Source organism: Pseudomonas sp. S3_A03 (assembly GCF_054668275.1).
Window position 1 is genome coordinate 5,594,981 of sequence record NZ_CP162753.1, and the last position, 20,405, is coordinate 5,615,385.

The 20,405-nt window shown below is 60.1% G+C and carries 15 protein-coding genes, 1 tRNA gene and 6 pseudogenes; 15 read left to right on the forward strand and 7 right to left on the reverse strand.

Annotated elements, in window-relative coordinates; all coding sequences use genetic code 11:
• Positions 1–28: 28 nt before the first annotated feature.
• The gene (locus tag AB4O25_RS25775; RefSeq protein WP_017529598.1) at positions 29–1,321 is read right to left on the reverse strand and encodes an OprD family porin; all 1,293 of its coding nucleotides are present in this window, start codon (positions 1,319–1,321) and stop codon (positions 29–31) included.
• Positions 1,322–1,556: 235 nt separating this feature from the next.
• Here AB4O25_RS25775 and AB4O25_RS25780 point away from each other — a divergent pair.
• Together AB4O25_RS25780 and AB4O25_RS25785 are read left to right on the forward strand one after the other, a co-directional pair.
• Positions 1,557–2,228: pseudogene (locus AB4O25_RS25780) on the forward strand (response regulator).
• A complete protein-coding gene (locus AB4O25_RS25785; protein ID WP_460150142.1) occupies positions 2,221–3,606 on the forward strand; it encodes a sensor histidine kinase in 1,386 nt (461 codons plus the stop codon). Before AB4O25_RS25780 ends, AB4O25_RS25785 begins: the two are co-directional and overlap by 8 nt.
• On the opposite strand, the pseudogene AB4O25_RS25790 reads toward AB4O25_RS25785, so the two are convergent.
• Together AB4O25_RS25790 and ygfZ are read right to left on the reverse strand one after the other, a co-directional pair.
• A pseudogene (locus AB4O25_RS25790) lies at positions 3,607–4,429 on the reverse strand (HDOD domain-containing protein).
• A 36-nt stretch (positions 4,430–4,465) separates the two neighbouring features.
• Positions 4,466–5,405: pseudogene (gene ygfZ / locus AB4O25_RS25795) on the reverse strand (CAF17-like 4Fe-4S cluster assembly/insertion protein YgfZ).
• 140 nt (positions 5,406–5,545) lie between these two features.
• Here ygfZ and AB4O25_RS25800 point away from each other — a divergent pair.
• A pseudogene (locus tag AB4O25_RS25800) lies at positions 5,546–5,801 on the forward strand (FAD assembly factor SdhE).
• Positions 5,785–6,232: pseudogene (locus AB4O25_RS25805) on the forward strand (protein YgfX). Before AB4O25_RS25800 ends, AB4O25_RS25805 begins: the two co-directional pseudogenes overlap by 17 nt.
• Here AB4O25_RS25805 and nadB read toward each other — a convergent pair.
• Positions 6,201–7,818, reverse strand: a pseudogene (gene nadB, locus AB4O25_RS25810) (L-aspartate oxidase). The pseudogenes AB4O25_RS25805 and nadB overlap by 32 nt on opposite strands.
• 464 nt (positions 7,819–8,282) lie before the next feature.
• On the opposite strand from nadB, the gene rpoE reads away from it, so the two are divergent.
• The 4 genes from rpoE (at position 8,283) to AB4O25_RS25830 (ending at position 12,132) form a co-directional block, all read left to right on the forward strand.
• Complete coding sequence (gene rpoE / locus AB4O25_RS25815) at positions 8,283–8,864, forward strand: RNA polymerase sigma factor RpoE (RefSeq protein ID WP_003172477.1); 582 nt, start codon at positions 8,283–8,285, stop codon at positions 8,862–8,864.
• Between the two features lie 32 nt (positions 8,865–8,896).
• Complete coding sequence (locus AB4O25_RS25820; protein ID WP_003172479.1) at positions 8,897–9,484, forward strand: sigma-E factor negative regulatory protein; 588 nt, start codon at positions 8,897–8,899, stop codon at positions 9,482–9,484.
• A gap of 16 nt (positions 9,485–9,500) precedes the next feature.
• The gene (locus AB4O25_RS25825; RefSeq protein ID WP_017529590.1) at positions 9,501–10,463 is read left to right on the forward strand and encodes a MucB/RseB C-terminal domain-containing protein; all 963 of its coding nucleotides are present in this window, start codon (positions 9,501–9,503) and stop codon (positions 10,461–10,463) included.
• Positions 10,464–10,698: 235 nt separating this feature from the next.
• On the forward strand, positions 10,699–12,132 hold the full coding sequence (locus AB4O25_RS25830; protein WP_017529589.1) for a DegQ family serine endoprotease: 1,434 nt from the start codon (positions 10,699–10,701) through the stop codon (positions 12,130–12,132).
• A 65-nt stretch (positions 12,133–12,197) separates the two neighbouring features.
• Here AB4O25_RS25830 and AB4O25_RS25835 read toward each other — a convergent pair whose 3' ends face one another.
• Positions 12,198–13,631, reverse strand: a complete 1,434-nt coding sequence (locus AB4O25_RS25835) for a M48 family metalloprotease (protein ID WP_017529588.1) — start codon at positions 13,629–13,631, stop codon at positions 12,198–12,200.
• A 96-nt stretch (positions 13,632–13,727) separates the two neighbouring features.
• On the opposite strand from AB4O25_RS25835, the gene AB4O25_RS25840 reads away from it, so the two are divergent.
• Together AB4O25_RS25840 and AB4O25_RS25845 are read left to right on the forward strand one after the other, a co-directional pair.
• A complete protein-coding gene (locus AB4O25_RS25840; RefSeq protein WP_010212198.1) occupies positions 13,728–13,967 on the forward strand; it encodes a sulfurtransferase TusA family protein in 240 nt (79 codons plus the stop codon).
• A gap of 31 nt (positions 13,968–13,998) precedes the next feature.
• Positions 13,999–15,069 (forward strand): AI-2E family transporter, encoded by a 1,071-nt coding sequence (locus tag AB4O25_RS25845; protein ID WP_003172484.1) that lies wholly within the window; start codon positions 13,999–14,001, stop codon positions 15,067–15,069.
• A gap of 44 nt (positions 15,070–15,113) precedes the next feature.
• Here the strand turns inward: AB4O25_RS25845 and AB4O25_RS25850 are convergent, their stop codons facing one another.
• Together AB4O25_RS25850 and AB4O25_RS25855 are read right to left on the reverse strand one after the other, a co-directional pair.
• Positions 15,114–15,587: a peroxiredoxin gene (locus tag AB4O25_RS25850; RefSeq protein WP_017529586.1), complete on the reverse strand. Its 474-nt coding sequence runs from the start codon at positions 15,585–15,587 to the stop codon at positions 15,114–15,116.
• A 10-nt stretch (positions 15,588–15,597) separates the two neighbouring features.
• Positions 15,598–16,158: a glycine cleavage system transcriptional repressor gene (locus AB4O25_RS25855; protein ID WP_017529585.1), complete on the reverse strand. Its 561-nt coding sequence runs from the start codon at positions 16,156–16,158 to the stop codon at positions 15,598–15,600.
• A 272-nt stretch (positions 16,159–16,430) separates the two neighbouring features.
• Between AB4O25_RS25855 and dapA the strand changes: the two genes are divergently transcribed.
• The 5 genes from dapA to AB4O25_RS25880 all read left to right on the forward strand — a co-directional run bounded on the left by dapA (position 16,431) and on the right by AB4O25_RS25880 (position 20,119).
• Positions 16,431–17,309, forward strand: a complete 879-nt coding sequence (gene dapA, locus AB4O25_RS25860) for a 4-hydroxy-tetrahydrodipicolinate synthase (protein ID WP_017529584.1) — start codon at positions 16,431–16,433, stop codon at positions 17,307–17,309.
• A 17-nt stretch (positions 17,310–17,326) separates the two neighbouring features.
• Complete coding sequence (gene bamC / locus AB4O25_RS25865) at positions 17,327–18,442, forward strand: outer membrane protein assembly factor BamC (protein WP_460150143.1); 1,116 nt, start codon at positions 17,327–17,329, stop codon at positions 18,440–18,442.
• A gap of 4 nt (positions 18,443–18,446) precedes the next feature.
• A complete protein-coding gene (locus tag AB4O25_RS25870) occupies positions 18,447–19,205 on the forward strand; it encodes an MBL fold metallo-hydrolase (RefSeq protein ID WP_460150144.1) in 759 nt (252 codons plus the stop codon).
• Between the two features lie 27 nt (positions 19,206–19,232).
• A complete protein-coding gene (gene purC, locus AB4O25_RS25875; protein ID WP_003172493.1) occupies positions 19,233–19,946 on the forward strand; it encodes a phosphoribosylaminoimidazolesuccinocarboxamide synthase in 714 nt (237 codons plus the stop codon).
• Positions 19,947–20,029: 83 nt separating this feature from the next.
• Positions 20,030–20,119 (forward strand) — tRNA-Ser (locus tag AB4O25_RS25880).
• Positions 20,120–20,405 lie beyond the last annotated feature (286 nt).

Here is a 20,405-nt window from a genome sequence, read left to right on the forward strand (position 1 = left end):
CTCCATCGTTGTTGTTATGGGGTTCTACTTACCAGAGCGCGACGCTGTAGCTCACCAGTACACGCATTTCGTCCGCATCGCGGGCCGAGTAGTTGGAGCGGTACGTGGCATTGCGCAGGCGCACGGCCACGTCCTTGAACGTACCGGTTTGCACCACGTACTTGATCTCGGTGTTGCGCTCCCATTCTTTGCCGGTGTCGCCGTTCTTGAGTTTGATGTTGTCACCCGACAGGTAACGGCTCATGAAACTCAGGCCGGGGATGCCCAACTTGGCGAAGTCGTAGTCGTAGCGCGCCTGCCAGGAGCGCTCTTGGGCACCGGCGAAGTCGTTGATCTGCACAAAGTTGACCAGGTACGGGTCACTGCCGTCCACATACGGGAAGGCGCTGTCGCCGGACATGTGCTGGTAGCCGGCGCTGAGCTTGTGACCATTAAGGGCATAGCTGAACAGGCCGTTGAGGGAAGTGTTGTCGATCTTGCCGCCACGGGCTGAACCGGTGTCATCACTGATGGCCAGGCGCAGGTCGGTGGCGAAGGTGCCGGGGCCCATGGGGCGGGCGGCGACCAGGCCGAGGAAGTGCTGGCGGTAGACGTCGTCGAGCTGGGCGAAGTGGTAGCTGCCGGTGATTTTGTCGGCGAACTTGTAGTCCACGCCACCGAAGTTGAAATGCTTGCCGGTGGCGCCGCTGAGGAAGCGGCTGTTCTTGTTGTTGAGGGCGATGTCTTCGTAGTTGCTGTCGTCGCGGTCTTTGGCTTTATCCAGCCGACCACCGGTGAATACCAGGTTCTTGAATTCCTTGGAGGTCAGCAGGCCACCATTGAAGGTTTGCGGCAGGATGCGCCCGTCGTTGGGCTTGAGGATCGGCAGTTCAGGCATCAGCGAGCCGATTTTCAACTCGGTGGCGGAAATTTTCACTTTGCCGGTCAGGCCCAGTTTGGAGTATTCATCGGCGGCGCGGCCATCGTCGTGAGTGGGCAGCAGGCCGGTGCCGGTGCGGTCGGGGCTTGAGTCGAGCTTGACGCCGAGCATGCCCAGGGCGTCCACGCCAAAACCGACGGTGCCGTCGGTGTAGCCCGATTGCAGGTTGAGCATGAAGCCCTGAGCCCATTCGTCGCGCTTGGATTGCTGGGCACTGGTGCCGTCGCGGAAGTCGCGGTTGAAGTACATGTTGCGGGTTTCCAGGGTCGCGCTACTGTCTTCGAAGAAGGCAGCCTGGCTAAGCGGCGAAAAGCCGGCAAGTGCGGCGGCGCTGGCAAGGGCGGTCTGGGTCAGGCGGGAAAAACGAACAGGCGGGCAAGCGTGGGGCTGTGTCGACAGCATCGTGGTGCACTCCGTTATTGTTCTTATTTTGGCGAAAACGCTTCGAGGCGTTTTTCGGGCGCTACGGTTGAGGTAGCTGGGCGGGCATGGCCTACCTTGTCTGGATGCTAAAGGGCGAAGCTTTCATCAACCTTTCAATCGCCTTTCAATGTTTTCGGGCTTCACAGGGCAGGCGGCGCCTGTAAACTGCCTCGCAAAGCGTGGCACTGACCACTTTCGAATAAGGTAGAAATCCATGCGTGTCCTCCTGGTTGAAGACCATTTGCAACTCGCCGAAAGTGTTGCCCAAGCGCTCAAGAGCACGGGGTTGACCGTCGACGTGCTGCACGATGGAGTGGCCGCGGACCTGGCCTTGAGCAGTGAGGAATACGCGGCGGCGATCCTCGATGTGGGGTTGCCGCGCATGGATGGTTTTGAGGTGCTTGCGCGTTTACGCGCCCGTGGAAAAAACCTGCCCGTGCTGATGTTGACCGCGCGCAGTGATGTCAAAGACCGCGTGCATGGCCTGAACCTGGGGCTGATGATTACCTGGCCAAGCCGTTCGAACTGACGGAGTTGGAAGCGCGGGTCAAGGCGTTGTTGCGCCGCAGTGTGCTGGGCGGTGAGCGCCAACAGTCCTGCGGCGTGCTGGTATACGACCTCGATACGCGGCGGTTCACCGTAGGTGGCGAACTGGATGACGTTGACCTCCCGCGAGCAGGCCGTGCTTGAAGCGTTGATCGCGCGCCCGGGCCGGGTGATGAGCAAGGAGCAGCTCGCGTCCCAGGTGTTCGGCCTGGATGAAGAAGCGAGCCCCGACGCCATCGAAATCTACGTGCACCGGCTGCGCAAGAAACTCGACGGCCAACCTATCGCCATCGTGACTTTCCGCGGCCTCGGCTACCTGCTGGAAGCTCGCGATGCATAAGCCCAGCAGCCTGCGCTGGCGCCTGCTGTGGAACCTGGCGCTGCTGCTGGTGTTGTTGATGCTGGCCAGCGGCATGAGCGCCTACTGGAACGGTCGCGAGGCGGCCGACACCGCCTATGACCGCACACTGCTGGCTTCGGCGCGGACCATCGCCGCCGGCCTGACCCAGGTGGACGGTACCCTCAGCGCCAACGTGCCCTACGTGGCCCTGGACACCTTCGCCTACGACAGCGCCGGGCGCATCTATTACCAGGTCAATGACATCCACCAGAAGCTGATCTCCGGTTACGAGAACCTGCCCGGCCCGCCGCCCGGCACGCCGCGAACCGATGACTATCCGGCGCTGGCACGGTTTTACAACGCCAAGTATCAAGGCCAGCAAGTGCGGGTAGTGAGCTTGCTGAAGGCCGTCTCCGAACCGAACATGAACGGTATGGCGGAAATCCGCGTGGCCGAAACCGATGAAGCGCGGGTGAGCATGGCCCGCAGCCTGATGGCCGACACCTTGCTACGCCTGGGCATGCTCGCCATCGGCGCGTTGCTGCTGGTGTGGTTCGCCGTGAGCGCGGCGCTGCGTCCACTGGAACGCCTGCGCACTGCGGTGGAAGAGCGCCAGCCCGACGACCTGCGGCCATTGCCGTTGGTGGAGGTGCAACATGAATTCGGCCCGTTGGTGCGTTCGCTCAACCACTTCACCGAGCGCCTGCGCGGCCAGTTTGAGCGCCAGGCGCAGTTTATTGCCGATGCATCCCACGAACTGCGCACCCCGTTGGCGGCACTCAAGGCGCGCCTGGAGCTGGGCCTGCGCGCCGAAGACCCGGCGACCTGGCGCAGCACGCTGGAAACGGCCGCGCAGAACACCGATAAGCTGACCCATTTGGCCAACCAATTGCTGTCCCTGGCGCGTATCGAAAACGGTGCCCGGGCGATTGCCGAAGGCGGCGCGCAATTGCTGGACCTAGGCCAATTGGCCCGTGAACTGGGCATGGCGATGGCGCCGTTGGCTCACGCGCGAGGCGTAGCGCTGGCGCTGGAGGCCGATGAACCGGTGTGGTTGCGCGGCGAACCGACGTTGCTCAATGAGCTGCTGAGCAACCTGGTGGACAACGCCCTGGCCCACACGCCACCCGGCGGCAATGTGATTTTACGGGTCACGGCGCCAGCGGTACTGGAAGTTGAAGATGACGGGCCGGGGATTCCGGCCGACGAGCGTGATCGTGTGTTCGAGCGATTCTATCGGCGTAGCCAGCAGGGCATGGGGTCTGGCCTGGGGCTGGCGATTGTCGGCGAAATCTGCCGGGCGCATCTGGCGCAGATCAGCCTGCACGATGGCGAACTGGCGGGGTTGAAGGTGCGGGTGAGTTTTATCGCCGGTTGATCAGTAGAACATCGACCGTGCTTCATCCAGCTCCGCTCGTAGCTTCTCGCTGTAGGGGTCAATTGACAGTTTCTTCATCGCCGGCACGCTTGAGACATCCACTCTGGCCAGCGGATGATCCGTATCGCAATGGCAATACAGCACGGCGACCTGCACCAGATCGATGTAGTCGAGGCTGGCAGAGTCGCGTTCTCAGGTTCAGGTACTGGCCCGGCAGCTTGGCCAGCATTTCCGGGAAGTCCCAGCGACTGAGCAGTTTGTCGCCCAACACCGGATGGATGCTGTCGATCATGTGGTTGAGGCTGACGGGGTCGGAAAGCAGCTCATAGTGGTCTTCGGCGTAGGTAAGGATCGGCAGCACGCCGATCTGGTGCACCAGGCCGCCCAGCGCCGCCTGGTCCGGCTTGAGCTGGCTGTGGCTGCGAGACAAGGCATAACTGACGCCCGCCACTTCCAGGCTGCGGCGCCACACATCGCGCATCTTCTGTTCGACGGTTTCGGAGCGGGCATGGAAGATCTGTTCCATCACCAGGCCGATGGCCAGGTTGCTGCTGTAGTTGGTGCCCAGCCGGGTAATGGCGGTGTGCAGGTCGGTGACTTCCTGGGTCGCGCGCAACAACGGGCTGTTGACCACTTTGATCAGGCGCGCCGACAGCGCGGTATCGCGACCGATCACTTTGCTCAAATGGTTGATGCTGATTTCCGGGTCTTCGGCGGCCTGACGGATGTTCAGGGCCACTTCCGGCAATGTCGGCAGAACCAGGTCATCGTTATCGATGGCCTTAACCAACGCCTGTTGGACTTTTTCCGCCAGTTTGTTCATTCATGCTCTCTAGGGTGTTGCAAAAAGGTGCGGCGACTAACGCTGGATCTCTCGATCACGGTCGAGGGTGTAGGGCAGATCAAGCAGGTGCAAGCCAGGACCTTCCAGCGTGCCTACATGCACATCGCCACTATCGGCTGCTTCGGCTTGTAATACCGCCAGAAGTTCAATCACTTGGTCAGCTTTCGCTGCAAGCACCACTTCGCCGATCGCGCTGTTGTGGCTGGGGGAAAACAGCGGAGTGCCTGGCTCGGGCATGGTGTCGCATCAAGGCTCAGGTGGTACAGGCGACGCTTGAGTTTGCCTAGGTACTGCATGCGCGCGACGATCTCCTGGCCGGTGTAGCAGCCTTTCTTGAAGCTCACGCCGCCCACGGCCTGCAGATTGAGCATCTGCGGGATGAACAGTTCGCGTGTCTGCGCCATCACCTGGCCGATGCCGGCGCGGATTTGGCCCAGCAGCCATTCGTTCAACTCGGCTTGCTGCAAGTGCGCGGCCAATTGGCTGCGCACGGCGTCGGCCCGCTCCGCAGGCACCCAGAGTTCGGCACGGCCGGGGGAGACGCGGAGGGCGATCAATGCGTCCGCGCGCACCACGCTGTCGGTCTCGGCCGGCAGCGCAAGACCCAGACTGGAAAGGGCGTGATCACCATTGGCTACACCGAAGCGCGCCCAGGCGGGGCTTTCGTCGGTGAGTTTGGATTTGGAGAATACGGCGTACTTCTTTAAGTCGGCCAGTTGCGGTTCCAGCAACTCGCTGGCCATCGCCAACAGCACGCCATCGCCTTGCAGCAGGATGCGGAAGCTCGACTGCATGCGGCCTTTTTGCGTGCAGCGCGCACCGAGGCTGGCGTGGGCGTCACTCAGGTAATTGAGGTTGCAGGTGAGTTGGCCCTGCAGAAACTTGGCAGCGTCGGCGCCGCGGACGGCGAGAACGCCTTCGTGGGACAGGGGCAGAAAAAAGCGGAGTCGGCCATGGGTCATCGCAGGTCAAAAAGTCATGGGTGCATCATAGAGGGGCGCCCGGCAAATGGATAGTTTCGATATGGGGCGACCAAAGCCGACTGTTCCGCTGTACTCGGGCCTGTATACTGACGCGCTATTTGAGGAGCGTTCCATGGTCGAAGACGTAGAAATCAATCGCCTGTACTGGCACAGCCGCCGCGGCATGCTGGAGTTGGATGTGTTGCTGGTGCCTTTTACCAAAGAGGTCTATGCGACGCTCAACCCAGTGGACCGCGACCTTTATGTACGGCTGCTGACGTGCGAAGACCAGGACATGTTCGGCTGGTTCATGGAGCGTGCCGAATCTGAGGACCCTGAGTTGCAGCGCATGGTTCTGGATGATTCTGGATCGTGTCCAGCCCAAATAATCGCTTTGAATGCCGCTGGCAGGCCTCACGGTTGCTGCTCGCGGTGTATCTGCTTGCCCAGGTAGTCGCCCTGGGGGCTCTGCTGGTGCTGGACCTGCCTTTTGCTTTCCTTGGCGGGTTCCTGTGCCTGGCTCACGCCGCCTGGGTGCTGCCGCGCCATGTCCTGTTGACTCACCGCTCATCGATTCGGGGCCTGCGCCGTGATGAAGATGGCTGGCAGCTATTGAGTCACGAGCGAGGCTGGCACAGCGTGCAATTGCGGCCCGACAGCCTGGCCTTGCCGCTGCTCGTGGTGCTGCGCTATCGCGTGCAAGGCGAATGGTGGGTGCGATCGATCTGTGTACCAAAGCGACTCGCAGGCCGCCGATGTGCATCGGCGCCTGCGGGTTCGTCTGAAGTTCAGCCGGCGTAGGTGGTTGGCACCAGAATAGTGTCCCGGGCCTCGGGCAACATCTGCGGGTAGTCGAGGGTGTAATGCAGGCCCCGGCTTTCCTTGCGCTCCATGGCCGAGCGGATCATCAACTCGGCCACCTGGGCCAGGTTGCGCAGTTCGATCAGGTCGCGGCTGACCTTGTAATTACTATAGAACTCATCGATTTCATCCAGCAGCAGGCGCACTCGGTGCTGCGCGCGTTGCAGGCGCTTGTTGGTGCGCACGATCCCGACGTAGTCCCACATGAAGCGCCGCAGCTCATCCCAGTTGTGCGCGATGATCACGTCCTCGTCCGAGTCGGTCACTTGGCTGGCGTCCCAGCGCGGCAGTGCGGCCGGCACCGGTATGCGCGGCAGTTGCTCGAGAATGTCCGCCGCCGCCGAGCGGGCGTACACGAAGCATCTCGAGCAGCGAATTGCTGGCCATGCGGTTGGCGCCGTGCAGGCCGGTGAAGCTGGTTTCGCCGATCGCATACAGGCCGGGTACGTCTGTACGACCGTGCTGGTCGACCATCACGCCGCCACAGGTGTAGTGCGCCGCCGGTACGACGGGGATCGGGCCTTTAGTGATGTCGATGTTGAACGCCAGGCAGCGCTCGTAGACGGTGGGGAAGTGGGCCTTGATGAAGGCTTCGGGCTTGTGGCTGATGTCCAGGTACACGCAGTCGACACCCAGGCGCTTCATCTCGTGGTCGATGGCGCGAGCGACAATATCGCGCGGGGCCAACTCGGCGCGCGGATCGAAGCGCTGCATGAAGCGTTCGCCGTTGGGCAGTTTCAGGTGTGCGCCTTCGCCTCGCAGGGCTTCGGTGATCAGGAAGCTCTTGGCTTGCGGGTGATACAGGCAGGTGGGGTGGAACTGGTTGAATTCCAGGTTGGCCACCCGGCAGCCCGAGCGCCAAGCCATGGCGATGCCATCCCCGCAAGCGCCGTCCGGATTGCTGGTATAGAGGTAGACCTTGGCCGCGCCGCCCGAGGCAAGAATGGTGAAGCGCGCACCGTAGGTGTCGACCTCGCCGCTGGTGCGGTTGAGCACATAGGCGCCGAGGCAGCGCTCGCCCGGCAGGCCCAGGCGTTTCTCGGTGATCAGGTCGACGGCGACGCGCTGTTCGAGCAATTCGATGTTGGGACGTTGGCGGGCCTGTTCGAGCAGTGTCTTGAAAATAGCGGCGCCGGTGGCGTCGGCCGCATGGATGATGCGGCGATGACTGTGGCCGCCCTCGCGCGTTAGATGGAACTCGAAGCCGCCGTCATCGCTGCCCGCGTGTTCATCGCGAGTGAAGGGCACGCCTTGGTCGATCAGCCACTGGATTGCCTCGCGGCTATGCTCGACGGTAAAGCGAACAGCGTCTTCGTTGCACAGGCCGCCGCCGGCGTTAAGGGTATCTTCGACGTGAGATTGCACTGTGTCGGTGTCGTCCAGCACGGCGGCTACACCGCCCTGGGCCCAGAAGGTCGAACCATTGGCCAGGTCGCCCTTGCTCAGTACTGCAATGCGCAGGTGGCCGGGGAGGGTCAGCGCAAGGCTCAACCCGGCCGCGCCGCTGCCAATCACCAGAACATCGTGTTGAAACTGTTGGCTCATTTGAAGGATTCCGCAAAAAGCGATCCAAAGGGGCTGGCGCAAACAGGACGCCCGGATCGGCGAATCAAAGGGTCACACGGCCCACTAGTATATAGAGGGGGGGAGCGGCACAATAGTCAGGCATTCGTGGCAATGTGAGATTACGGTGCACGGCTTGGGTAAAATCAACCGGTTATTGAAACGGGAACTTTTTGCATAGGCCCTGACTCAATAGCAGGTTGCCCGAAAGCTGGGAAAACGTTGAGTTTATTGGCCCGTCGGGAGCAGTGGACGCGTCAGAAAACCGGCGACAAGATTATTCGCGCAGCCGGCGTTGCCCGCGCTGCGTTTTTCGTGTGTGCCAAATCAGTGCATGCCGGAAACTTGCTTGAAGGGGGAGAACTTTTGCGAAAAGTCCGAGTCTATGTTTGCAAGCCTGATCGTTTAGTTATGCAAGCCTCCTTAAAGCACAACGAGGAGTGTTCATGCTAACCCAGGAAGAGGATCAGCAGCTGGTCGAGCGCGTACAACGCGGCGACAAGCGAGCATTTGATCTGCTAGTGCTGAAATACCAGCACAAAATTCTCGGGTTGATCGTGCGGTTTGTGCACGACACCCATGAAGCGCAGGACGTTGCACAGGAAGCCTTTATCAAGGCATACCGTGCACTAGGCAATTTCCGCGGTGACAGTGCGTTTTACACGTGGCTGTATCGCATCGCCATCAACACGGCGAAGAACTATCTGGTGTCTCGCGGACGCCGCCCGCCGGATAGTGATGTGAGTTCAGAAGATGCAGAATTTTACGATGGTGATCACGGCCTCAAAGATCTCGAGTCGCCGGAGCGTGCATTGCTGCGCGATGAGATCGAAGGCACCGTTCATCGCACTATTCAGCAACTGCCAGAAGATTTACGTACGGCGTTAACTTTACGTGAATTTGATGGTCTGAGTTACGAAGACATTGCGAGCGTCATGCAGTGTCCGGTGGGGACTGTAAGGTCCCGGATTTTCCGGGCCCGGGAAGCCATCGATAAAGCCTTGCAACCGTTGTTGCAGGAAAACTAAAGACAGCGGCGACAGCCAAGAGAGGAACCGCCATGAGTCGTGATGCCCTGCAGGAATCGCTGTCCGCAGTGATGGATAACGAAGCGGATGAACTGGAACTTCGTCGAGTGCTCAATGCATTTGATGATGCCGAAACCCGTGATACCTGGTCTCGTTACCAAGTCGCTCGGGCGGTGATGCACAAGGATCTTCTAATCCCTCGTCTGGATATTGCTGCGGCCGTTTCTGCTGCGTTGGCCGATGAAGCCGTTCCGGCAAAAGCTGCTCGTGGTCCTTGGCGTAGCCTGGGCCGTCTGGCGGTCGCTGCCTCGGTAACTGTTGCAGTGCTGGCCGGTGTTCGCTTGTACAACCAGGACGAAATTGCCGGTGCCGAACTGGCTCAGCAGACGCAGCAACCGGTCATGGCCGGCCCGCAAGTCAAAGGCCCAGCAGTACTGGCCGGCTACAAGGAAAGCTCCGACACCACCGGCCCCATGGCTAACGGTGTATTGCAAGGGCAATCCGGCTGGCAAGACCAGCGTCTTCCAGGCTACCTGCGCCAACACGCACAGGAATCGGCCTTGAAAGGCACTGAAAGCGCTCTGCCATACGCTCGCGCTGCAAGCCTGGAAAACCGCTAAACCACTAAGGGGCTCTATGCGCGCCATACCGCTCCTTACGCTTTTGCTCAGTGGCTGGTTTGCACTCCCCGCCCATGCCGATGAAGCCCAAGACTGGCTGACACGGCTTGGGCGTGCAGAGCAGCAGCAAAGCTTCCAAGGGACGTTCGTCTACGAGCGTAACGGCAGTTTTTCTACCCATGACATCTGGCATCGTGTCCAGAACGGTCAGGTCCGTGAGCGGCTCTTGCAGCTTGATGGTTCCGCCCAGGAAGTCGTGCGGGTAGATGGCCGAACCCAATGCGTCAGTGGCACCCTTGTCGCCGGCCTTGGCAATTCGCGTGATGCATCTTCACGCGCGCTTGACCCACAGAAACTCAATCAATTCTATGAACTGGCTGTCATTGGCAAATCCCGCGTGGCTGGTCGAAATGCGGTGATTGTTTCAATCGCGCCCCGTGATCAGTACCGCTACGGTTTCGAGCTGCATCTGGATCGGGAAACCGCGCTACCGCTCAAGTCTCTTTTGCTCAATGACAAAGGGCAGTTGTTGGAGCGTTTTCAATTCACACGTTTGAACACATCTAAGCCGCCCGATGATAGCGACTTGCTGCCCAGCAAGGAGTGCACGCCTATTTCTGTGGTTGATGGCAGGGCGCCGGCCGTTGAGTCCACCGAGGCGTGGCATTTGGAATGGTTGCCGCCTGGCTTTCAACTGACCAATAGCACTTCGCGCAAAGACACCCACACCAAAGCCACCGTCGATAGCTTGATGTATGAAGATGGGCTGGCGCGTTTCTCGGTTTTTCTTGAGCCGATCAGTGATGTGGGCATCACCGAGACGCGTACCCAGTTGGGCCCCACGGTCGCGGTGTCCCGTCGGTTGAACACGGTGGATGGGGAAATGATGGTAACGGTGGTGGGGGAAATCCCGATCGGTACGGCCGAACGTATCGCGCTGTCGGTGCGCGGTGAAAAAAAGGCGATCACTCAGCCGTGAGCCGTTAATCCTATGTTCATCCAGCGCTTTCATTGTTGGTCTGTGCCACGTTGGCTACCGAGAGACATGAAATGTCCGGATCAGCATTTTCACTTGCAAAAATCTCTCATGTTTTTTATAGGTCAGGGCTTCTCGGCTCTGGCCTTGTTTTGTTCGCGGAACAAAGACGTCGGTCGCAGTTTTCGGCGTTTCTTGAACCCTGTCGCTCAACCCTGCTCGTCGTAACGGGAGCTGTATGTCGATACCACGTTTGAAATCCTACCTATCCATAGTCGCCACGGTGCTGGTGCTGGGGCAGGCTGTGACCGCGCAAGCGGTCGAGCTGCCTGACTTCACTCAATTGGTTGAGCAAGCCTCGCCAGCCGTGGTGAACATCAGCACCACGCAGAAGCTGCCGGATCGCAAGGTCTCGAACCAGCAGATGCCCGATCTGGAGGGCCTGCCGCCAATGCTGCGCGAGTTCTTTGAGCGTGGCATGCCTCAACCGCGCGCGCCTCGTGGCGGTGGCCAGCGTGAAGCGCAGTCGCTGGGCTCGGGCTTCATCATTTCGCCCGATGGCTACATCCTCACCAATAACCATGTGATTGCCGACGCCGACGAGATTCTCGTGCGCCTGGCCGATCGCAGTGAGTTGAAAGCCAAGCTGGTGGGCACCGACCCGCGCTCCGACGTGGCGCTCCTGAAGATCGAGGGCAAGGACTTGCCAGTGCTCAAGCTGGGCAAGTCTCAAGACTTGAAGGCCGGGCAGTGGGTCGTGGCCATCGGTTCGCCGTTTGGCTTTGACCACACCGTGACCCAAGGCATTGTCAGTGCCATCGGCCGCAGCCTGCCGAATGAAAACTACGTGCCGTTCATCCAGACCGACGTGCCAATCAACCCAGGCAACTCCGGCGGTCCGCTGTTCAACCTGGCGGGCGAAGTGGTAGGCATCAACTCGCAGATCTACACCCGTTCCGGTGGTTTCATGGGCGTGTCGTTCGCTATCCCGATCGACGTGGCCATGGATGTTTCCAATCAGCTGAAAAGCGGCGGCAAGGTGAGCCGCGGCTGGTTGGGCGTGGTGATCCAGGAAGTGAACAAGGACCTGGCTGAGTCCTTCGGCCTCGACAAGCCGGCCGGTGCGTTGGTTGCGCAGATCCAGGACGGCGGTCCGGCTGCCAAGGGTGGCCTGCAAGTTGGTGACGTGATCCTGAGCATGAACGGCCAGCCGATCATCATGTCGGCAGACCTGCCACACCTGGTCGGCGCACTTAAGGCGGGCAGCAAAGCCAAGCTGGAAGTGATCCGTGATGGCAAACGCCAGAATGTGGAGCTCACCGTTGGCGCCATTCCTGAAGAAGGCGCAACGCTGGATGCTCTGGGCAACACCAAGCCGGGCGCCGAGCGCAGCAGCAACCGCTTGGGCATTGCCGTGGCGGAGTTGACCGATGAGCAGAAGAAGGCGTTCGACCTCAAGAGCGGTGTCGTGATCAAGGAAGTGCAGGACGGTCCTGCCGCCTTGATCGGCCTGCAGCCGGGCGATGTGATCACACACCTGAACAATCAGGCGATTGAAACGACCAAGCAATTCACGGATATCGCCAAGGCATTGCCGAAGAACCGCTCCGTGTCGATGCGCGTGTTGCGTGAAGGGCGTGCCAGCTTTATCACCTTCAAGCTGGCTGAATAACTTCCACGGCCCGATAAAAAGCCCCGCCTTCGTTAAACGAAGGCGGGGCTTTTTTGTATCGGGTTTTAGCCCATCATCCCCTTGACCAAGCGTTCCTGTTCGATCAGCTCACGCTGGCGTGCGTCGATACGCGACGAAAGGGGGAAGTTGCTGCCGGCGCGACGTTTGGCAAAATCCAACTGTTGGATCGCCTGCTGAAAGTCGCCCACCAGGGCAAAGTACTCGGCGCGTGCCTGATGCAGACCAATGATGTTGCCGGACAATCCACGAGTCTCCGCGACCTGGTACCACACGTCAGGATCATCCGGGCGGGACTTGAGCAAGCCATCCAACGCTTTTTCGGCATCGGCGGTGCGGTTCTGTTTAAGCAGCAGGTCTACGCGCATCTGATTTAGCGGATAGTTGCCGGGGTATTGGCTCAGCATCCGATCGGTGCGTTGCTGGGCGTCGGGTAAACGGTTGTTATCGATATCGAGCTGAATCTGCGCCAGGTTATAGGTAATGTCGTTGGGCGCCTTGGCCAGTAAGGCTTGCAGGCTATCCCGCGCTTGCTTGAACTGCGAGGCTTTGATTTGGGCGATAGCCAGGCCGTAGCGCGCCACATCGTTTTTCGGGTTCTCGTCCAATTGCGCTTGGAAGCGCTTGGCTGCGAGTCCTGATGTGTCCTCATATTGCAGTTGCACCCGGGCGCGAATCAGTTGGTAGCGCAGGCTGTCTTCCTTGCCGCCGGGCTTGGATTGTTCGGCGCGGTTGCGAGTGTCGGCGATCCGCGATTCGGTGACCGGGTGGGTCAGCAGGAACTCCGGTGGTTTGGCGTCGAAGCGGTACTGGCGACCCAGCCGCTCGAACATGGTCGGCATGGAGCGAGGGTCATAGCCAGCTTTTTCCAGGTTGACGATACCGATGCGGTCCGCTTCTTGTTCATTTTGCCGAGAGAACCGTCGCTGCTCCTGGATGGCGGCGGCCTGGGTGCCGGCAATCGCGGCAATGCCGGCATCGCCGGCACCTGCCGCCGCTGCAATGATGCCGCCGAGCAGGGCTGCCATCATTGGGATCTGCATGCGTTGTTGCGCTTCAACGCCACGAGCGAAGTGACGCTGGGACAAGTGAGCCAATTCGTGGGCCATTACCGAGGCGTATTCCCCCTCGGTCTGGGCATTGAGGAACAGGCCGCCGTTCACGCCCACGATGCCGCCTGGCGCGGCAAAAGCGTTGAGTTGCGGGCTGTTGATCAGGATGAACTCCAGGCGCCGGTCATTGACCTGGCTGGTCTCCACCAGTTTGTACACGCTGGTTTCGACGTAGTCCTTGAGTTGCGGGTCGTTCAGTTGCGAAACCTGCCCACGTAGGTAGGCCAGCCAGGCACGGCCCAATTGATATTCCTGTTGCGGCGAGACAATGGCAGAGCTGGCGTCGCCAAGCGACGGCAGGTCGTCGGCGAAGCCTGGGGAGGCCAGCAGGCAAGCCAGCGTCAGCAGAGTGGGGCGCAAAAAAGTCATGCACAAAGCCTTTCAACAAAGAGCTTACTGTAGCCGGACACTGAGCTTCGGACCAGATATTCTAAGCACCCCCGAACGCTTGCCCGGAGTAAAACCATGACCGACGCTGTAGCCTTTGATGCCGAACTCGATGCCAGCGGCCTCAATTGCCCGTTGCCCTTGCTCAAGGCCAAGCTGGAGCTCAATCGATTGGCCAGTGGCGCCGTGCTCAAGGTAATCGCCACGGACGCAGGGTCACAGCGTGATTTCCGTACATTTGCCAAGTTGGCCGGGCACACGTTGCTGCACGAAGAAGACGCCGCCGGTGTGTACCGTTACTGGTTGCGCAAGGCCTGAACCGTTTGCTCCCATCGCTCGAGGTTGATTGATGTTCAAAGTGTTACGAGACTGGATCCAGCGCTACTTCTCCGATGAAGAAGCCGTGGTGCTGGCCGTCCTGCTGTTTCTGGCCTTTACGGCGGTGCTCACCTTGGGTGGCATGCTCGCGCCGGTATTGGCGGGAATGGTGCTGGCGTATCTGATGCAAGGCCTGGTCACCACCTTGGAACGCTTGCGCTTGCCGGGCGGGGCGGCGGTAGGGCTAGTGTTTGCCTTGTTCATGGGGCTGCTGGTGGTGTTTATCGTGGTGGTGTTGCCGCTGCTGTGGCATCAACTGATCACGCTGTTCAATGAACTGCCCGGCATGCTCGCCAAGTGGCAGTCGCTGTTGCTGCTACTGCCGGAGCGCTACCCGCACCTGGTGTCAGATGAGCAGGTGCTGCAGGCCATTGAAGTGGCGCGCGGTGAAATCGGAAAGTTCGGGCAATGGGCGCTGACCTTTTCCCTGTCCAGCCTGCCGCTGCTGGTCAACATCATGATCTATCTGGTGTTGGTGCCGATCCTGGTGTTTTTCTTTCTCAAGGACCGCGCAATGATCGGCCGCTGGGTGAGTGGCTACCTGCCGCGCGAAAGGGCGCTGATTACCCGAGTGGCCGAGGAGATGAACCGGCAGATCGCCAACTATATCCGTGGCAAGGTCATTGAGATCATTATCTGCGGCGGCGTGACCTACATCGCGTTTATCGCCCTGGACCTGAACTACGCAGCGCTGCTGGCATTGCTGGTCGGCATTTCAGTGGTGGTGCCGTATGTCGGCGCAGTGGTGGTGACGGTGCCGGTCACCCTGATCGCCCTGTTCCAGTGGGGCTGGAGCGACCAGTTCATCTACCTGATGGCGGTGTACGGGATTATCCAGACGCTGGATGGCAACGTGCTGGTTCCGCTGCTGTTCTCGGAGGCGGTCAACCTGCACCCGGTAGCGATCATTTGCGCGGTGTTGCTGTTTGGCGGGTTGTGGGGGTTCTGGGGAGTGTTCTTTGCGATACCCCTGGCGACGCTGTTCAAGGCGGTGCTGGATGCGTGGCCGCGACGGGAGCCAGTGGTGGCGCCGCTGCTGTAGCGGCATCACCCTTTCTAGTGAGCGGGGCAAGCCCGCTCGTTACATCAGGCCTTGTTCAGTGCCTGCGCTGCCGCCAGAACGGCATCCACATGCCCTGGCACTTTCACGCCGCGCCATTCCTGGCGCAGTACACCCTGGCTGTCGATCAGGAAAGTGCTGCGATCCACGCCCAGGTATTCCTTGCCGTATAGCTTCTTCAGCTTGATCACATCAAACAGCTGACAGACCGCTTCGTCCTTGTCGCTGATCAGCTCAAAGGGAAACGCCTGCTTGCCCTTGAAGTTCTCGTGGGACTTCACGCTGTCGCGCGACACGCCGAATACTTCGGTGTTGGCCGCCTTGAACGCCGCGTACTGGTCACGAAAACCCTGGCCTTCGGTGGTGCAGCCTGGGGTGCTGTCCTTCGGGTAGAAGTAGATCACCACTTGCTTGCCCTTGAGCGCGGCCAAGCTGAAGGTCTGCCCGCTGGTGGCCTGGGCGTCGAAATCGGCGACCGGTTTATCGATGACTACCGCCATGAGTACTTCCTTACATTGGGTTCTGTGGGCGCCATGGCTCGATCAGTGCGTCGAGGTTCAGGGCATCGGCGAAATCCAGGAACTGGTCGCGCAACCAGCTGATTTGCACCCCGGCCGGCAATGTCACGGTAAAGGTGGCGTTGAGCATGGTTCCGCCTGTTTGCGGGGCCTGGTAGGTATCGCAGGTGAGGTTTTCCAGCTCGACGTTATGGTCGATAAAGAACTGGCACAGCTCATTGACGATGTCCGAGCGGTAGGCCGAACTTACGTAGGCCACGTAAGGCAAGGCTTGTGGGCGATTTTCCAGGGCGGCGCTGCGCACCACGTTGACGGTGAAATTGTGCTTCTTGGCCAGGCCCGGCAGGCCGGTCTCCAGACGCGCCAGCGCATCCCAGGTGCCGGATATCTGCAACACCAGCGCGCTGCACTCGCCGTGGCGGGTTAGGCGGGAGGTCACGACGGCGCAGCGGTTTTCATGGCTGGCGCGGCACAGGACGTTGGTCAGCTCCATGGGGTTGGCGCCGAGGGCACTGATAACAAGGAATTGTTCGCGAACTGTGGGGGTGGACATGCAGCCTTCCTAAACGATGAGCGGTCGATACTATGGGGGCCGTATCGATCAAAGGATCAAGGGTAGCGAAAAGCATCGCTAAGGGATAGGAGGTGGCGTTTTCATTGCGTGATCGGCTGGATTTCACCCCGTTCAAAGCCATGCTCTGGCCCGATGATGGCATTGCCCATCGTTTAGTTGCGCCAGAACGCATCCACACGCGGTACTTTGCTTGTACAAGCATCTTGGCGCCAGTACCATTACGGCTCTCTTTTTCCGGCAGGAGCGGTTGCATGATTGCGGGCAGTATGGTGGCACTGGTCACACCCATGGATGCACAAGGTAATCTCGACTGGGACAGCCTGGGCAAACTGGTGGACTTTCACCTGCAAGAAGGCACCAACGCCATTGTGGCCGTCGGCACCACAGGTGAGTCGGCCACCCTTGATGTGGAAGAACACATCCAGGTGATCGAATTCGTGGTCAAGCGTGTTGCGGGCCGTATCGCCGTCATCGCCGGTACGGGCGCCAACTCGACGCGTGAAGCGATCGAGCTGACCAAGAACGCCAAGAAGGCCGGCGCCGACGCCTGCCTGCTGGTGACCCCGTACTACAACAAGCCGACCCAGGAAGGCTTGTACCAGCACTTCAAAGCCATCGCCGAAGCCGTCCAGATCCCGCAGATCCTCTATAACGTACCGGGTCGTACCGCGTGCGATATGAAGGCCGAGACGGTGATCCGCCTGTCCACCGTGCCGAACATCATCGGTATCAAGGAGGCCACCGGCGACCTGCAGCGCGCCAAGGACATCCTGGCCGGCGTGAGCAGCGATTTCCTGCTGTATTCCGGTGACGACGCCACCGCTGTCGAGCTGATCCTGTTGGGCGGCAAGGGCAACATCTCCGTGACCGCCAACGTGGCCCCGCGTGCCATGAGCGACATGTGCGCCGCCGCCATCGCCGGTGACGCCGTGACCGCCCGGGCGATCCACGAGAAGCTGATGCCGCTCAACAAGACACTCTTTATCGAATCCAACCCTATTCCCGTGAAGTGGGCACTGACTGAAATGGGCATGATGCCGGACGGTATCCGTCTGCCGCTCACCCGTCTCAGCGAAGCCTGTCACGAACCGCTGCGACAGGCCCTGCGCCAGTCCGGCGTCCTGGTTTAATTGAGGAAGCACTACGCATGAAGCGATTGGCCGGACTTTCCGCACTTGCCTTGATTATCTCCAGCACCAGTGGCTGCGGTTGGATCTGGGGCCCGGAAGGCTACTTCCGTGACCGCGGCAGCGATTACCTGGAAGCACAACCCACCAAACCGATGGAATTGCCGCCGGGCGTCAACGTCGCCAAGCGCCTTGATCCGTTGCTGCCGATCCCGCGCAACGTTGCCGACGACACCACCAAGGGTGAGTACGTGGTGCCTCGTCCGCAGCCGATCTCGGCCGTGGCGGATGCCAGCGACTACAGCCTGCAGAAGAGCGGTGACTCGCGCTGGATCGTGGCTCAACGCCCTCCCGCGGAAGTTTGGCCGGTGGCTGTGCAGTTCTTCCAGGACAACGGCTTTCGCATCTACGAGCAGCGCCCGCAGACCGGGGAATTCACCACGGCATGGCAGCAAGGCAGCGAACTGTCCGCCACTATGGCCAAGCGCCTGCAGGCCGGCGGTGTAGCCGCCGACAGCGAAGCGCGCGTGCGTGTGCGCATCGAGCCAGGCGTGCAGCGCAATACCAGTGAAGTCTACGTAGTCAGCGCCGAGCGTCCCGCCGGCAGCACCGCCGATGTCGCCTTCACCAACCGTTCGGTCAACACCGGCGTCGATTCGGCGCTGGTCGACGAGATGTTGGCCAGCATGAGCCGTATTTCCGAGAAGGGCGGTTCCGTTTCCCTGCTCGCCGCACGTGATTACGACACCCCGAGCCGCGTCAGCCTCACCGAAGACGGCAGCGGCAACGTGGTGCTGAACCTGGGTGAAGACCTGGACCGTGCCTGGGCCAGCGTGGGTCGTGCCCTGGAGCAAGGCCCGTGGCGTGTTGAAGACATCAACCGCAGCCTGGGCCTTTACTACATCAACGTGGCTGAAAAGGCCGAGCGCAAAGACGACGAGCCTGGTTTCTTCGGCAAGCTGTTCGGCAGCCAGCCGACCAAGGAAGAAATCGAGACCCGCGCCGAGCGTTATCAGGTGCGTTTGAGCAAAGTTGGCGAAAGCGTGCAAGTCACCGTCGAGAAGAACATCAACACCGTTGCGCCGGCTGAAACAGCCCGCAAAGTGCTGGGCGTGATTCAGGACAACCTGGGCTGATCCGATGCGTTTTGCTGTTCTCGGTAGCGGTAGCCAAGGGAACGGCACGCTGGTCGCCCACGACGACACGTACATACTGGTGGATTGTGGTTTCTCGTTAAAAGAAACCGAGCGGCGCCTGCTGCGCCTGGGGGTTCACCCCGCGCAGCTGAGTGCGATTCTGGTGACCCACGAACATGCCGACCACGTGCATGGCGTGGGTTTGCTGTCTCGGCGCTACAATCTTGCGGTGTACTTAAGTCGCGGCACCTTGCGCGGGATGCGCAAACCCATTGAACCCGCAGGTTTCCTGGCCGGTGGCGAGCAACTCCAGATCGGCGCCTTGAGCATTGACGTGATTGCCGTGGCGCATGATGCGCAGGAGCCAACGCAGTATGTCTTCAGTGATGGGCAGCGGCGCTTCGGCGTACTGACCGACCTGGGTTCCTATTGCAGCAAGGTGCTGGACGGCTATCGAGACCTCGACGCATTGATGATCGAGTCCAACCACTGCCGAGACCTGCTGGCTCGCGGTCATTACCCGTACTTCCTCAAGCAGCGGGTGGGCGGCGAACTGGGACATTTGAACAACCACCAGGCGGCGTACCTGGTGTATGAGTTGGGCTGGCAAGACCTGCAACACCTGGTCCTGGCCCACCTGAGCAGCAAGAACAACCTGCCGACGCTTGCCCGGCAATGTTTTGTCGACACCCTAGGGTGTGACCCGGACTGGCTGCAATTGGCCGATCAAGATTTAGGGCTCGACTGGCGACACATCGCCTAGCCCACCTCACTCAAAGCGGAGCCCATCATGGAAAAACGTGAAGAACTCTACCGCGGCAAAGCCAAGTCGGTTTACAAGACCGACGACGCTAACCGCCTGATCTTGCTGTTTCGCAACGACACTTCGGCGTTCGACGGCAAGCGCATCGAACAGCTGGACCGAAAAGGCATGGTGAACAACAAGTTCAACGCCTTCATCATGCAGAAACTCGAAGAGGCCGGCATTCCGACCCAATTCGACAAACTGCTGGGCGACAACGAGTGCCTGGTGAAGAAGCTGGACATGATCCCGGTCGAATGCGTCGTGCGTAACTATGCCGCCGGCAGCCTGGTCAAGCGACTGGGCGTGGAGGAGGGCCTCAAGCTCAACCCTTACACCTTCGAACTGTTCCTGAAGGACGACGCCAAGGGCGACCCGTTCATCAACGAATCCCACGTCGTGGCGTTCGGCTGGGGCACCGCTGAACAACTGGCGCGCATGAAGGAGTTGTCCCTCAAGGTCAACGACGTGCTGAGCAAGCTGTTCGACGACGCAGGCCTGCTGCTGGTGGACTTCAAGCTGGAATTCGGCGTATTCCACGACGGCTCCATCGTCCTGGGTGACGAATTCAGCCCGGACGGTTGCCGCCTGTGGGACAAGGACACCAAGAAGAAGATGGACAAAGACCGCTTCCGCCAGGGCCTCGGTGACGTCATCGAAGCCTACGAAGAAGTCGCCAATCGTCTAGGCGTACCGCTTTAATCGACGCAAGCATCTGATAGCACGGAAAAAAATCGCTTCGGCGCTTTGCATCCACGAGTCATGCTGTTATGATGCGCGCCGTTGGAGAGATGCCAGAGTGGCCGAATGGGACGGATTCGAAATCCGTTGTACCTTCACCGGTACCTAGGGTTCGAATCCCTATCTCTCCGCCATTATTGAAAAACGAAAAACCCCGATAACTTAAATGTTGTTGGGGTTTTTTGTTTTAGGGCAGAAACTTCCTGCCATTCAGCGCGCATATCCCAGCGAAAGGCGCGCTCCAGTCAGCTACACCCAAACCTCAGTAAATACCCCTAGCACCCGGCGCGGTTAATTCTGCTAATGCATGATATCTTTGTGCCATCACGCGTCGTGATTGGCCACGGGGGATGTTATGAAGACGTTATCGATGGTGGTTGTGCTGATGGTATTGGCCGCGAGCCCGATGTTTGCAATGGG

What these genes read in the sequence shown, in the direction of transcription:
- AB4O25_RS25820 (WP_003172479.1), top strand. Translation starts at nt 8,897, where the DNA reads ATGAGTCGTGATGCCCTGCAGGAATCGCTGTCCGCAGTGATGGATAAC.
- bamC (WP_460150143.1), top strand. Translation starts at nt 17,327, where the DNA reads ATGAAGCGATTGGCCGGACTTTCCGCACTTGCCTTGATTATCTCCAGC.
- AB4O25_RS25830 (WP_017529589.1), top strand. Translation starts at nt 10,699, where the DNA reads ATGTCGATACCACGTTTGAAATCCTACCTATCCATAGTCGCCACGGTG.
- AB4O25_RS25835 (WP_017529588.1), bottom strand. Translation starts at nt 13,631, where the DNA reads ATGACTTTTTTGCGCCCCACTCTGCTGACGCTGGCTTGCCTGCTGGCC.
- AB4O25_RS25850 (WP_017529586.1), bottom strand. Translation starts at nt 15,587, where the DNA reads ATGGCGGTAGTCATCGATAAACCGGTCGCCGATTTCGACGCCCAGGCC.
- AB4O25_RS25855 (WP_017529585.1), bottom strand. Translation starts at nt 16,158, where the DNA reads ATGTCCACCCCCACAGTTCGCGAACAATTCCTTGTTATCAGTGCCCTC.
- AB4O25_RS25775 (WP_017529598.1), bottom strand. Translation starts at nt 1,321, where the DNA reads ATGCTGTCGACACAGCCCCACGCTTGCCCGCCTGTTCGTTTTTCCCGC.
- dapA (WP_017529584.1), top strand. Translation starts at nt 16,431, where the DNA reads ATGATTGCGGGCAGTATGGTGGCACTGGTCACACCCATGGATGCACAA.
- AB4O25_RS25845 (WP_003172484.1), top strand. Translation starts at nt 13,999, where the DNA reads ATGTTCAAAGTGTTACGAGACTGGATCCAGCGCTACTTCTCCGATGAA.
- rpoE (WP_003172477.1), top strand. Translation starts at nt 8,283, where the DNA reads ATGCTAACCCAGGAAGAGGATCAGCAGCTGGTCGAGCGCGTACAACGC.
- AB4O25_RS25870 (WP_460150144.1), top strand. Translation starts at nt 18,447, where the DNA reads ATGCGTTTTGCTGTTCTCGGTAGCGGTAGCCAAGGGAACGGCACGCTG.
- purC (WP_003172493.1), top strand. Translation starts at nt 19,233, where the DNA reads ATGGAAAAACGTGAAGAACTCTACCGCGGCAAAGCCAAGTCGGTTTAC.
- AB4O25_RS25840 (WP_010212198.1), top strand. Translation starts at nt 13,728, where the DNA reads ATGACCGACGCTGTAGCCTTTGATGCCGAACTCGATGCCAGCGGCCTC.
- AB4O25_RS25785 (WP_460150142.1), top strand. Translation starts at nt 2,221, where the DNA reads ATGCATAAGCCCAGCAGCCTGCGCTGGCGCCTGCTGTGGAACCTGGCG.
- AB4O25_RS25825 (WP_017529590.1), top strand. Translation starts at nt 9,501, where the DNA reads ATGCGCGCCATACCGCTCCTTACGCTTTTGCTCAGTGGCTGGTTTGCA.